The organism is Wolbachia endosymbiont (group A) of Crataerina pallida, assembly GCF_964028475.1.
In the GTDB taxonomy this organism is placed as follows: domain Bacteria; phylum Pseudomonadota; class Alphaproteobacteria; order Rickettsiales; family Anaplasmataceae; genus Wolbachia; species Wolbachia pipientis.
On record NZ_OZ034785.1, the window covers coordinates 260,575 to 273,023 of the forward strand.

At 36.6% G+C, this 12,449-nt stretch carries 12 protein-coding genes, 1 tRNA gene and 1 pseudogene; 10 read left to right on the top strand and 4 right to left on the bottom strand.

Annotation, left to right across the window (positions count from 1 at the left end):
• Nucleotides 1-159: 159 nt before the first annotated feature.
• Nucleotides 160-2,232: a transketolase gene (tkt, locus tag ABWU55_RS01305; protein ID WP_264373794.1), complete on the bottom strand. Its 2,073-nt coding sequence runs from the start codon at nt 2,230-2,232 to the stop codon at nt 160-162.
• 113 nt (nt 2,233-2,345) lie between these two features.
• On the opposite strand from tkt, the gene rpsD reads away from it, so the two are divergent.
• The 8 genes from rpsD (at nt 2,346) to ABWU55_RS01345 (ending at nt 7,172) form a co-directional block, all read left to right on the top strand.
• Nucleotides 2,346-2,960, top strand: coding sequence for a 30S ribosomal protein S4 (gene rpsD, locus ABWU55_RS01310; protein ID WP_010962555.1), 615 nt, complete (start codon nt 2,346-2,348; stop codon nt 2,958-2,960).
• A gap of 9 nt (nt 2,961-2,969) precedes the next feature.
• Nucleotides 2,970-3,056, top strand: a tRNA-Leu gene (locus ABWU55_RS01315).
• A gap of 30 nt (nt 3,057-3,086) precedes the next feature.
• Nucleotides 3,087-3,287, top strand: coding sequence for a Fe-S cluster assembly protein IscX (gene iscX, locus ABWU55_RS01320; RefSeq protein ID WP_010962556.1), 201 nt, complete (start codon nt 3,087-3,089; stop codon nt 3,285-3,287).
• Between the two features lie 446 nt (nt 3,288-3,733).
• Nucleotides 3,734-4,075, top strand: a complete 342-nt coding sequence (locus tag ABWU55_RS01325) for a DUF721 domain-containing protein (RefSeq protein ID WP_010082513.1) — start codon at nt 3,734-3,736, stop codon at nt 4,073-4,075.
• A 37-nt stretch (nt 4,076-4,112) separates the two neighbouring features.
• The gene (gene rpmB, locus ABWU55_RS01330; protein ID WP_006279619.1) at nt 4,113-4,427 is read left to right on the top strand and encodes a 50S ribosomal protein L28; all 315 of its coding nucleotides are present in this window, start codon (nt 4,113-4,115) and stop codon (nt 4,425-4,427) included.
• Nucleotides 4,420-5,283: a lipoyl synthase gene (gene lipA, locus ABWU55_RS01335; protein WP_010082514.1), complete on the top strand. Its 864-nt coding sequence runs from the start codon at nt 4,420-4,422 to the stop codon at nt 5,281-5,283. The genes rpmB and lipA overlap by 8 nt, the downstream gene beginning before the upstream one ends.
• A 60-nt stretch (nt 5,284-5,343) precedes the next feature.
• Nucleotides 5,344-6,060 (top strand): bifunctional demethylmenaquinone methyltransferase/2-methoxy-6-polyprenyl-1,4-benzoquinol methylase UbiE, encoded by a 717-nt coding sequence (gene ubiE, locus ABWU55_RS01340; protein WP_353286386.1) that lies wholly within the window; start codon nt 5,344-5,346, stop codon nt 6,058-6,060.
• Nucleotides 6,057-7,172 (top strand): FtsW/RodA/SpoVE family cell cycle protein, encoded by a 1,116-nt coding sequence (locus ABWU55_RS01345; RefSeq protein WP_353286387.1) that lies wholly within the window; start codon nt 6,057-6,059, stop codon nt 7,170-7,172. Before ubiE ends, ABWU55_RS01345 begins: the two co-directional genes overlap by 4 nt.
• Before the next feature lie 194 nt (nt 7,173-7,366).
• On the opposite strand, the gene ABWU55_RS01350 is transcribed toward ABWU55_RS01345, so the two are convergent.
• The 3 genes and pseudogenes from ABWU55_RS01350 to ABWU55_RS01360 all read right to left on the bottom strand — a co-directional run.
• Nucleotides 7,367-8,107 carry an Rpn family recombination-promoting nuclease/putative transposase gene (locus tag ABWU55_RS01350; protein ID WP_353286388.1) on the bottom strand — a complete coding sequence of 247 codons (741 nt, stop codon included), beginning with the start codon at nt 8,105-8,107 and terminating at the stop codon, nt 7,367-7,369.
• On the bottom strand, nt 8,104-9,651 hold the full coding sequence (gene ltrA, locus ABWU55_RS01355; protein ID WP_151807757.1) for a group II intron reverse transcriptase/maturase: 1,548 nt from the start codon (nt 9,649-9,651) through the stop codon (nt 8,104-8,106). The genes ABWU55_RS01350 and ltrA overlap by 4 nt, the downstream gene beginning before the upstream one ends.
• Nucleotides 9,652-10,284: 633 nt before the next feature.
• Nucleotides 10,285-10,530 (bottom strand): annotated as a pseudogene (locus tag ABWU55_RS01360) (PD-(D/E)XK nuclease family transposase); the annotation flags it as partial.
• A gap of 129 nt (nt 10,531-10,659) precedes the next feature.
• Here ABWU55_RS01360 and ABWU55_RS01365 point away from each other — a divergent pair.
• Both ABWU55_RS01365 and ABWU55_RS01370 read left to right on the top strand, forming a co-directional pair.
• Nucleotides 10,660-11,571: a helix-turn-helix domain-containing protein gene (locus tag ABWU55_RS01365; RefSeq protein WP_010962718.1), complete on the top strand. Its 912-nt coding sequence runs from the start codon at nt 10,660-10,662 to the stop codon at nt 11,569-11,571.
• Nucleotides 11,572-11,740: 169 nt separating this feature from the next.
• A complete protein-coding gene (locus ABWU55_RS01370; protein ID WP_006280787.1) occupies nt 11,741-12,397 on the top strand; it encodes a RadC family protein in 657 nt (218 codons plus the stop codon).
• Nucleotides 12,398-12,449 lie beyond the last annotated feature (52 nt).

A 12,449-nucleotide genomic window follows, 5' to 3' on the forward strand; every position in this document is an offset into this window, starting at 1 on the left:
GGTGTCATCCTAGTATCTTCCCCTGTCATCCCAGTGCCCAGACACTGGGATCTAGGAAACTTAACTTTAAATAAGTGGCTGCATAATAAGGACTAGATTCCAGTGTCACGCGCTGGAATGACAAAGAAGAGTGGGCTTTCATATGGTTATGCAAGAGGTTTACTGAATGCAACCTAACTTCTCACACACACATTTTACCACATGATCAGCGTTGATATTAAAATGCTCATAAAGTGTTTTATAAGGTGCTGATTCTCCGAAGCTTTTCATGCCAATAAATATACCGTTTGAACCTATGTATTTATGCCAACCCATTTCACTTCCGGCTTCAATTGCAACTTTAATGCTGTCATTATTTAATATTGCCGCTTTATATTCATCGCTTTGCTCGTCAAAAAGCCTCCAGCATGGCATAGAAACAATCCTTGTACCTATACCCTTTTCCTGCAATTTCTCCCTTGCTTCAACTGCAATTTCAACCTCGGACCCCGTAGCAAATATCGTCACTTTTAATTCTTTTGAACATTCACACAAAATATATGCACCAAACTTCGATAAATTAGCAGATTGATCGATATCAGAGTAGAACTTGCGCATGTAACTTACGTTTTGCCTTGAGAGCGCAAACAGTGCTGGAGATTCTTTCTTTTCGAGTGCAATGCTAACACACTCCAGAGTTTCAACTGCATCGGCTGGCCTAAAAACATATAGATTTGGTATAGCACGCAAAGAGGCTAAATGCTCTATTGGCTGATGAGTCGGGCCATCTTCTCCCACTCCAATTGAGTCGTGAGTCATGACATACATAACCTGCTGCTTCATCAGAGCTGAAAGACGTATAGCAGGACGACAATAGTCGGAAAATACCAAAAAAGTGCCGCCATAAGGAAGAATCGCGCCGTGAAGTGCCATACCATTCATACATGCTGCCATAGCGTGCTCTCTCACTCCATAGTGGACATAAGAGCCACTATAATTATTGCTATTTATTACCTGCATGTGCTCATATTTAGTGCAATTTGACCCGGTAAGATCAGCAGAACCGCCGATTAATTCCGGCATAGACTCAGTTAAAAGTTCCATTACTCTGCCGAAAGAAGATCGAGTAGCTTCGTTTGGCATTAGCTCACATATTTGTTTCTTCAGGTCAGCTAAAACACCAGCGATATTATCTGGTAGATGTTTATCTAACCGTCTTTGAAGTTCTGCATGATACCCTGTCATCCCAGCATTCTCTTCTGTCATCCCAGTACTCTCTCTTGTCATCCCAGTGCTTGACACTGGGATCCATTCTTTTTCTTCTTTCCTGGATTCCAGCGTCACGCGCTGGAATGACATCGTGTAGTTTTGTTTTGCTCTCTCAACAGTTTTCTTCCAGGCATTTTTCACATCTTCTGGTACATGGAATGGTTCATAATTCCAGTTTAATTTCTCTCTCATCTGTTTTATGTCTTCCTCCGAAAAAGCACCACTGTGAGCAGAGGATGTGCCAGCACGGCTTGAAAATTTTCCGATAATAGTTTTGCAGCAGATCATTGTAGGTTTATCAGACTTTTTTGCTTGCTCTATTGCAAGGGATATGGCATCAAAATCATGGCCATCAATTTTGTCAACATTCCATCCATACGCTAAGAAGCGTTTCTCTACATCGTCAGAACAGGAAAGGCAAGTAGCGCCATCTATAGAAATATCATTATCATCAAAAAGAGCTATAAGCTTATTCAATTTAAGATGCCCAGCAAGTGATGCTGCTTCATGGCTTATTCCTTCCATAAGACAGCCATCCCCTAGCATCACATAAGTGTAGTGATTGATTCTAAACTGCTTTTCAAGTATCGATTCAGCAAGTGCCATGCCAACAGCAGCGGCAAACCCCTGACCGAGCGGGCCTGTTGTTGCCTCTACCCCGGAAGTCAAGCCGAACTCTGGATGACCTGGGGTCTTGGATCCCATTTGTCTGAAGTTTTTTAGCTCATCTACGCTAATATAACCTGTCAAATATAATATTGAGTATAGTAACATTGACCCATGACCGTTTGATAAAACAAAGCGATCTCTATTGAACCATTTAGAATCATCAGGATTATGATTCAGATATTTAGCAAACAAAACAGTTGCAACATCTGCCATGCCAAGTGGCATACCTGGGTGTCCAGAGTTTGCTTTTTGTACTGCATCAATTGATAAAAAACGGATGGCGTTTGCCATAGATTTTAAATGTGAATGATTCATGTGTTAATAGAAAAACTTAAAAATGAAGTATAAAAGATTATATCAGCAAAAACAAGTTGACACTGAGTGCTAAAATCCTTAATAATCTAAAGTTAAATCGTGAGAGTTTTTATATGACAACTGTTATCACTAGAAAGTATAGGATTAGCCGTAGACTTGGTGTAAATTTATGGGGTAGAGCTAAAGACCCAGTAAACAAAAGGAAATACCCTCCAGGTCAACATGGTATTCTTGGATTCAAGAAGTTATCCGACTTTGGTAAGCAGTTTGCTGCGCATAAGAAATTTAAGTTTTACTATGCGATTTCAAGTAAGCAGCTCAGACGCACATTTTTAGATGCTTATAACAGAAAGGGTTATACGGCTGATAATTTTATCGGTATCTTAGAATCGAGATTAAGTTCTGTTTTATACCACTCTGGTCTTGTTCCAACAATTTACTCAGCAAAGCAGCTCATATCTCACAAGCACGTTACAGTTAATGATAAGGTGGTTAACATATCGAGTTATCGAGTGAAGCCAGGTGATATAATAAAAATAAGAGAAAGGGCAGCAAAAATCCCTGTAGTAGTAGAGGCTGAACAAAAACAAGAGCGCAAGGCTCCGGATTATTTAGAAGCAGATAGTAAAGAGCATTCAGTGAAGTATTTGAGGTCACCTCAATATTCTGAGGTTCCTTATTCAGCAGACATGGAAGTCAATTTAGTAGTAGAGTTTTACTCTAGATAGATAAAAAAAGCCCGTGTGGCGGAATCGGTAGACGCAGCGGACTTAAAATCCGTGGGTTTTGCGACCTTGGGAGTTCAAGTCTCCCCATGGGCACCAATTTAACTTAGCAGATAAATACAAAAAAGTATGAAATGGCTTGATATAGAAGATATTGTAGAAGCTCTGGAAGAAAAATTTCCAGATGAGAATATAATTAGTATTAGATTCACTGAGCTTAAAAAAAAGGTCTTGAGTTTAGAGGAATTTGATGATGATGAAAAACGCTGTAACGAGAAAATACTCGAAGCTATTCAAGCAGCTTGGATTGAGGAAAGATTAACTGCATAGCAATAAACCATACGCAAACGTGATTTCTATTGCAATTTGCATATTGATTATGCTATTTTTTGGATCTAGCCTGGCAAGTTAATAATAATTTAACCAATTACAATTAAAACAGCTATAAGGTTAATTATGAGGCAAAACAAAAATTTTTGAATGGAACGATCTTGACAAGTGCTACGTTGAGATAAGTTTTGCATAAAAATACTGCTTTTACGGTGTGAGGCCAGAGGGTAGAGCCTTTGTAAAGCAGTTAGAAGGTTGTCATCTAAGTAGCGTGACCAGAGCTAGATTCCGCGAACACGCCGCGGAATGACGACTATGCAATATGCGTTGCGGAGTGACGATTATGGTCATACCGTCACGGTATCTCACAAACATGTAGCAGTAATGACAAAATCTCAAGTTATATGTATACTTTTATATTATCTACCTACTAAAAAAACAGAAAAATGCTCAAACGTAGCGGTCCAAAAAAATTAAAGTCTATAATTGAAAACTATGCATTAAAATGCATGAAAAATAAGATTAGTAAAAATGAAATACGTCTTATTTTAAACTGGCGAAATATAGTAGGGAAAGAAATAGCAGAGTGTACAAAACCGAAAAAGATCTCATATGCACAGAATATAAATTCGGGTGTATTGCATCTGGTAGTAACAAATGGCAGTAAAGCATTGGAAATTCAGCATATGATTTCTCTTATAATAGAAAAAATTACGATATTTTTTGGTTATAAAGCAGTATATGGTATAAAAATTAAGCAAGAGAGTATTGACTATTTGACTATATAAGGTAATCTAAGTACATAGAATAATTTGGTATATTGAAGTGAGTAGAGTTTGTGAATTAACAAATAGAAAAAAATCTTTTGGTAATAAGGTATCACATTCGAATCGTAAAACAAAGCGTACCTTTCTTTTAAATTTACATAAGGTTACGTTGACAAGTGATATATTGAATAAAAAGTTTAGATTTCGTGTGGCAACAAGAACTTTGAGAACTATAGATTACAAAGGTGATTTAGATGCTTTTTTGCTCAACACAAGAACGATTAAACTAAGTGAGAAAGCGCAGAAGATAAAAAGAAGGTTGAAAAAAGTTTTAGTAAAGCAAGAGGTAGAGTTAGCAGTTTCAGATGCATAGCAAACCTCAATGGCTCAGAGCAAAAGCTCCGACCGGTGAAGTATTCAATGAGACCTTAAACATCGTTAAACTGCATAACTTGCATACAGTGTGCGAAGAGGCTGCATGTCCAAACATTGGTGAATGTTGGAATAAACGTCATGCTACTGTGATGATTCTCGGTTCTGTTTGCACTCGTGCTTGTGCATTTTGCAACGTTGCAACTGGCATTCCTGATAAACTAGATCCTCATGAACCAGAAAATTTAGCAAAAGCAATAAAAAAGTTAAACTTAAAACATGTTGTCATTACTTCCGTTGATCGTGATGATTTGCCAGATGGTGGCGCAAATCAGTTTATACAGTGCATAGAAGAAATTAGAAAGATAACTTCAGAAACAACAATAGAGATTTTAACTCCTGATTTTTTAAATAAGAAAGGAGCATTTGAAGCAATCGCTGTTGCATCACCTGATGTCTATAACCACAATATTGAAACAGTGCCGAGATTGTATGCAAAAATAAGACCACGAGCTCGCTATTTTCATTCACTATATTTACTGAAGATGGTAAAGCAGATTAATCCTAAAGTTTTCACAAAGTCAGGGCTTATGGTTGGTCTTGGAGAAACAAAAGAGGAAATACTGCAGGTTATGGACGATTTGCGCAGTGCTGAGGTTGATTTTATTACAATTGGTCAATATCTACAACCAACTCCAAAACATGCAAAACTTGATAGGTATGTTACCCCAGAAGAGTTTGAGCATTATAAATACATTGCTTACTCCAAAGGTTTCTTAGTGGTTGCATCAAGCCCACTAACTCGGTCATCATACCACGCTGAAGAAGATTTTAACAGGCTCAAGGCCTGTCGTTGACATTTGTGTTAATTCAAATTAATTTTTACTAATTATAAAGGAGTTGAGCGACTTTACGTAATGTCTACTATAAAAATCAAGAAGAAATCACAATTAGTTAAAGAGGTATTCGATTCCGTGGCAAGTCGCTACGACACCATGAATGATATAATGAGCCTCGGAATGCACAGATTATGGAAAGATAAGATGGTAAATAGTGTGCATTTTACAAAAAACTCTAAGGTTTTAGATGTTGCTGGAGGAACTGGAGATATAGCAATAAGAGTAGTAAGAAAAGAGCCAAGTGCTAAGGTTACAGTATGCGATATAAATCAAAACATGCTAAGCAGAGGACGTGATAAAGCTATAAATTCAAACCAAATTAATTTTGATTGGGTATGTGCAAGTGCAGAAAGTTTACCATTTGAAGACTCCGAATTTGATTATTGCACAATAGCTTTTGGCATTCGAAATGTTTCTGACCGCAAGAAGGCTTTAAATGAGGCGCACAGGGTATTAAAACCACATGGGAAATTTATCTGCTTAGAATTTGCCCCTATGCACTATCAAAATGAGATATTTACCAAACTTTATGACTTATATTCATTTAAAGTAATTCCTAAAATTGGCAGCATAGTTGCTAAAGACAAGAGTTCTTATGAATATTTAGTGAAGAGCATCAGAGAATTTCCAACTCAGGCTGATTTTAAAATGGAAATTGAAGAGGTAGGCTTTAAGAATGTTGAGTTTCATAATATGAGCTATGGAATAGTGGCATTACACATTGGAACAAAATGAATATTAAACTCTGGTATAGAACGCTGGATTATTATCTCATCCTTCCAGTGTTTTTTTTGCTCACTATAAGCTTCATTCTTGTTTATTCAGCAAGCCCTGTAATTGCGCAGCGTCTTTCTTTACCACAAGATTATTTTATACGGCGTCACACAATTTATATAGTCCTGTCACTAATTACCTTGGTGACATTTTCTTTTCTCAACACAAGAACTATACTTAACCTCTCATTCGCAGGTTTCGCTTTATTTACTATTCTAGTAGCAACTGCGATAATACTTGGTATAGAGGTAAAAGGTGCGAAACGATGGTTACATATTGTCAAAATTTCAGTTCAACCATCTGAGTTCGTAAGGCCATTTTTTTCTGTTGTTATAGCTAGTATCTTGGCCAGCGAAATGAAGTTTAAAATACACATATCAATCATAATATTTCTGTTAGTTTTTGTGTTGTTACTTTTGCAACCTGATTTCAGTATGTCTATGCTTTTAACATATTCTTTTATTGGTCAAATGTTTATTGCATGTATACCACTTTTATACTTTCTATGCATAATAGGAATGGCCACAACTGGAACTACAATAGCTTACTTATGCCTCCCACATATAAAGCAAAGGATTTACAATTTTGTCTTTTTTACGCAACGCGATAACTTTCAAGTCACAAAATCATTAGAAGCATTCAAAAGAGGTCAATTAACTGGAGTTGGACCTGGTGAAGGTAGCGTAAAAGCCTCTCTTCCTGATTGTCATACAGATTTTGTGTTTTCTGTTTTAGCAGAAGAATTTGGTTTGATTACGTGCTTAGCCACATTGATGTTATTTGGCATCATTTCCGCCCGCTTGCTTTACATTGCATATAGGGAAAATGAATTATTTAATCTGTTGGTGATTCTCGGTATCTCAATGCAATTCATCACACAATTCATAATAAACATAGGGGTAACATTGAGTGTTTTTCCTACCACCGGCATAACCCTGCCGTTACTTAGCTATGGTGGTTCTTCTATTTTATCTTCGAGCATCGCACTTGGCATAATGCTGTCTTTCAGTAGAAACCAAGCTATCGCATTAAAGTTTCGTGAGCGTGTTATGCTTGGAAGGTATATGGACTAAACTTGTACCGCTCACAACTATTATTGGTATCCCTCCAAAATGGGTATCTGTTCAGATGAGTGGCAAGAGATATTATGAAATCTGAAAGAGTTATGTGGAAATTTTTCAGAAAATATTCCACTGACATGCTGAACAACAAATACATCACTATGTCGTTTATCGCAAAAACTTATATTTTTCGTAACCATTCACACTTAATTCTGCAATTCTTTGATCTCACTCATGGAAAGACCAGTAGTTTGAGCTATGATATCAATAGAAACCCCTGCTTTAAATAGATTTTTTGCAACTTCAATTTCCCTTTCTTTTCTACCTTCCTCTTTAGCAAGATCAAGTCTGTATTCAAGAATGGCTTCTTCTTTCCGTAGATCCATTATTCTTTCTTCATAAGCTACTAAATCTTTTTCATTCCAGCTAAACCTGTCTAATTCATCGTAGGCTAACTTTATTATTGGTGCTTTTTCTGCTATTTTCCTTAAGTCTTCTTCCGTAGTTTCATCTGCATATTTGAAGAAAAATAACCAACGATCCACTATGCTTTCTAGCTGTTCTTCCTTATTCTTAGGAAATTTAGGTAGTTCAATAAATACAAATTGAAAATCTTTTAAGTCATGCTCATTGGTTTTCTCATCTCTTATAGTGTGGCTGGATATATAATCAAGCTTATCAGGAAATAAATTACAATTAGAGATAGCAATAAAGAAAACCTTCTTTAAATCAATGTACTTACCAGATTTATCAGCTTGCCTTGAGTAAGCCTTAGCAGCATATAGTTGAGCTCGTTTTTCGAAGCCTTTATCGCGAGTGAGCTGGTCAGGTAAGGAAGCAGTATTACTACTACCCCCTCCCTTAGAAACGCAGCATGCAGGTTTCCCCACACTACGCTTGAGCCCCTTATCTAAGTTCTTCTTTTCTAGAACCGGCTTGTCCTTCATGATTCCTCAGGAAACATCATTCTTAATGGTGACACCAACAGTAGAGAACCTTCTCTTGAGAAAGAGCTTGCTAACATTCTTGTTCGTTTCACTCTCTCATCAAAATACTTTTTCCATTTTAAGTCAAGGGGATTTGCATCCGCTCTGATTTTAACATGTCGTCTGATAGGTATATCAATCAGCTTAAGCAGTCTTAAATACCGTATCTCTTTTGGTTTGTTCTTGCATATGGGTGCAGCAAAGACCCATTGGCGTTGACCCATTACTTTGAAGTAACGATTCTTTATCCAACGTAATCCTTTACGAGGATGTCTTTTCTTTGCCCATTTCCATAAACTATGCCAAATTTCATTGTCGATCTTTCTAAACGCTTTTTTAGCACACACATGGTGATAGTAATTTCCCCATCCTCTCAGTAGAGAGTTGAGTGACTTAATTACTATAGCCTGAGTGTTCGCTATATTTGCTTTTATCAATGTACGTGCTTTATTAAGAAGTCTTTTAATACTTTCTTTCGAAGGTTTAATAATTAACTTCTTATTATATCTACGTACATTACAACCAAGAAAGTCAAACCCTGTTGTGATAGATGTAATCTTTGTCTTCTCTTCTGAAAGAATTAAACCTCGCTCATGAAGAAAAGATGATACTAAAGGCTTAACTTCATTTTCCAGTACTTCATGTGTGAAACCTGAAATAATAAAGTCGTCTGCGTATCTGATTACGTTCACTCCACTTCTGATTTTGTTTCTTCTTCTACTGCCGAGTTTACCAAATCGACTTTCCAATAACTTTTCAAGTCCGTTTAAGGCTAAATTGGCTAGTATTGGAGAAATTATACCACCTTGCGGGGTACCTGCAGTTGTGGGATACAGAGTTTTCGATTCTAGGAAGCCAGCTTTTAACCAACTATGCAGAATTTTCTTCTCCATAGGAATATGCTTCATAAGCCATTCATGATTAATGTTGTCAAAGCATCCTTTGATATCACCTTCAAGTATCCATTGTAGTTGATTACGACTTGCCAGTAACAAATGACAAGCTACTGTAGCATCTGCACAGGATCTTTTAGGCCTAAAGCCATAGGAGTGACGATCACTGATTGTTTCAGCTATCGGTTCCAGAGCAAACAGATATAATGCTTGCATGGCTCTATCTTTTATCGATGGTATTCCAAGAGGTCTTCTTTTGCCATTAGATTTACTGATATAAATCCGTTTTAGCGGAGAAGGTTTATATCCTCTTTGCTTTAACTGCTTTATTCCTTGAAATTTAGCATTGCAAGTTGACCATAATTGACGATCTACACCCGCTGTGTTTTTTCCTTGGTTTTCAGTTACTCTCTTAACAGCCAAAGCTTTTCCGCTAAAAGAGCGTGTGAGAAGATGTTGTAAAGCTTTTACCTTACCCCATCTTCCTTTTTGGACAGCCTTAACAATACGTCTTTGTAGCCTCACAATAACTTTCTGGCATTTCTTCCATGGCAACTGCTTCCATGCTTCAAAGCTTTCGGTAGATGCACTTACAGGTTTACTTGTAATCATCTGCTTTCCTACCTTAAGTGGTTAACAAAGTTTCTTGTCACGAGGGACCAAACGGAAGTCTGCTCGTTTTCACGCGAATTAATGTTACAAATTCTATCCATTTCGTTACAAAATGGCATTCGCTTTCTCCATTCTCCTTTACCTGCACTTCCATCAGCATTCCTTGCGGTTTGCTTGCCATGTAGGCGAAAATACAGGCTTACCCTGTTCCTTCTGTCATACAACAGTGGGTTAGGTGACTTCTCTATACCGGTGGAGTTATTATTTGCGTACATCTAGAAATGAGAAATGTAACTTATCCACATTACCTTTTTGGTTAGAGCTTATCAGCATCTTTAGCTCCTTCATAATTACGATACTTTGAAGTTTCACTTACGTTCACCATACCACTAGCCTAGCTCTCCAACCACATGATGCTTGTAGTTTATGCTCCTCTCACGATTGAGCATCTTCTTTTTCAAGAGGAGGTTCATTGTCCGCATCGCTTGGCACCAACCGGTTGCCCGATTCGCACTGATGCGTAGACTCAGATGGCAAAACATCTGGTTTAATAAGTTTTAGAATCCTTTCAGTTTCTTTCTGGAGGAATTCCTCTCCTTTTAAACAATATGACCGAAGACTTTCAGGTCGCACCATTTCGACTATGACTTGCAGCCCATTTTCATCCCTACAAAGAACATCAACAATGCTTTGTTTTTTAGAAGCAATATCAGGGTCTTGAATAGTACTTAAGAACTCTATATCCTGTATTGTACTTTTGCCAGTGAAGCCAAGGATATCATTAAGGAAGTGAATAAGAATGTCCTTATTTTTTTCAGTACCAAAGATGCGCTTGAACGATATATCATTCTTGGGATCGAGAAACTTCGAAAGAGCCATAGGAAATCCACTTAAAAAGCATTAATAATTATACACAATTGTGAAGAAATATTCAACTAAAATTCAAACATAGAAAGAAGCATCCCTTTTGTATATCTTTATTTGGTAGTATTAACCTGTATAATATTTATGGCAAATATCTCGATAAGGTACAAAATAGCACAAAAAGTAAGGAGCTGGAGGTTAAAGCGAGGTTATACTCAAAAAGATTTAGCGGGAAAAATTGGCGTAACGTATCAAGTAGTACTACAATATGAAAAAGGAACACGTAAAATTTCGATTGAGAAATTGTATGCTATAGCAGAAGTGTTATCGGTTGGCATCATAGATCTTATTCCTGTATCAAGTGAAAAAATTTGCCTTAAAAACGAAGAAGAGGAAATATTAAATCTAGTAAGAAAATATAAAACGATTAATGATCAAGAGTTGCGCAAGGTGTTTTACTTGCTAACAAAATTTACCCGAGTTGGTGAGAAAAGTAGTAAAAAAGCAGAGAAGGTAAAAATTGCAAAGGGTATGGTTAAAGCAGGAATTTCTGTTGATATTGTTTCACAAGCAATTGGCCTCTCTGCTAATGAGTGTGTTGAAGAAAAAACAGGTTCTATCTACTACCAAATAGGAAAAAAGATAAAAGAATGGAGGCTAGTGAGAGAGTATACTCAAAAGGATTTGGCTGAGAAAATGGATACAACACGTGATGAAATAAGCAACTATGAGCAAGGACGTGTGGCCATTCCACTGGAAAAATTATATGCAATAGCAGAAACATTATCAATTAGCATTACAGATCTGCTCATAGAGGAAGATGAGATAGTAGAAAGTGAGCTACCTGATTTAATAAAAGAATACAAAAAAATTGAGAGTCAAGAATTACGCTATGCGCTAATAAAATCTCTGTTTGAAAGCATACAAATTTGCGAAGAAAAAGTGAAAAGAGCAGAAAAGATGAAAATTGCAAAGGATTTAGTGAAAGGAGGAATTTCTACCGATATTATTTTGCAAATAACAGGCCTCTCTTTAGGCGAAATTCAACAGATTTAAAATAAAAAATCAGTATATATTAATATCTTTACTCTTAGATGAAAAAATAAGTAAAAAAGATTGAGAAATTGATTTGACTTCACTCGAAAGCTATGGCTTTATGCCAATGCTGATAAAAAACAGCAGTAAATATCTAAAAAAAGTTTGTTGTTAGTGAAAGGTAAATTATATGAATAAAAGTAAAGAAGAAATCGAATTCAGAATATTAGAAAGCAAAGGCAAAGCACTACTTGATCGTGAAATAATGGAAACGTTTCTAAGTGCAGTACATGAAAGCCCACAGGCTCAAGAAATTGCTAAAAATTTGGTGAATACTTATACAGGAGTAGGAAGGATTTTAGGTAGAGAAATGGATGACCTGAAAGTTATAGAAGGAGTAACTGATTCTGCAGTAGCAATGATTATGTGTGTTAAGGAAACACTAGAAAGGGTACTGAAAGAAAAGCTTAAGAGTGAGCCAATCATGGACTTACAAGGGATAGTAGAGTACTTAAACGTAAGTATAGGCCACTCAGAAAGGGAATGTGTAAAAATACTGTACTTGAATAAAAGGCGTCAACTAATTGGAGAAGAATCCTATATTGGTGAAATGGAAAAAGCACCAGTATACATAAAGGAAATTACAAGAAAGGCATTAATGAAAAATGCAACATCAATAATAATGTCACATAACCATCCTGGAGGGAGCTTAGAGCCATCAGAAGAAGATCAAGCAGTAACGAAGAGCTTAGCAGCAGCATGTAGTACTGTAAGCGTAAAATTGTTTGACCATATTATCATCACAAGTGGAGGCTATTTCAGCTTTCGAGAAAATGGATTGTTATAGTAGAAAGTATTTGCAAATCTACTCATTATAATTTATAATGAGTAGTAAGATG

Bases quoted from the DNA above. Each gene is read 5' to 3' on its own strand.
- ABWU55_RS01365 (WP_010962718.1), top strand. From the start codon at position 10,660: ATGGCAAATATCTCGATAAGGTACAAAATAGCACAAAAAGTAAGGAGC.
- ubiE (WP_353286386.1), top strand. From the start codon at position 5,344: ATGTCTACTATAAAAATCAAGAAGAAATCACAATTAGTTAAAGAGGTA.
- iscX (WP_010962556.1), top strand. From the start codon at position 3,087: ATGAAATGGCTTGATATAGAAGATATTGTAGAAGCTCTGGAAGAAAAA.
- ABWU55_RS01370 (WP_006280787.1), top strand. From the start codon at position 11,741: ATGAATAAAAGTAAAGAAGAAATCGAATTCAGAATATTAGAAAGCAAA.
- ltrA (WP_151807757.1), bottom strand. From the start codon at position 9,651: ATGATTACAAGTAAACCTGTAAGTGCATCTACCGAAAGCTTTGAAGCA.
- lipA (WP_010082514.1), top strand. From the start codon at position 4,420: ATGCATAGCAAACCTCAATGGCTCAGAGCAAAAGCTCCGACCGGTGAA.
- ABWU55_RS01350 (WP_353286388.1), bottom strand. From the start codon at position 8,107: ATGAAGGACAAGCCGGTTCTAGAAAAGAAGAACTTAGATAAGGGGCTC.
- tkt (WP_264373794.1), bottom strand. From the start codon at position 2,232: ATGAATCATTCACATTTAAAATCTATGGCAAACGCCATCCGTTTTTTA.
- ABWU55_RS01345 (WP_353286387.1), top strand. From the start codon at position 6,057: ATGAATATTAAACTCTGGTATAGAACGCTGGATTATTATCTCATCCTT.
- ABWU55_RS01325 (WP_010082513.1), top strand. From the start codon at position 3,734: ATGCTCAAACGTAGCGGTCCAAAAAAATTAAAGTCTATAATTGAAAAC.
- rpsD (WP_010962555.1), top strand. From the start codon at position 2,346: ATGACAACTGTTATCACTAGAAAGTATAGGATTAGCCGTAGACTTGGT.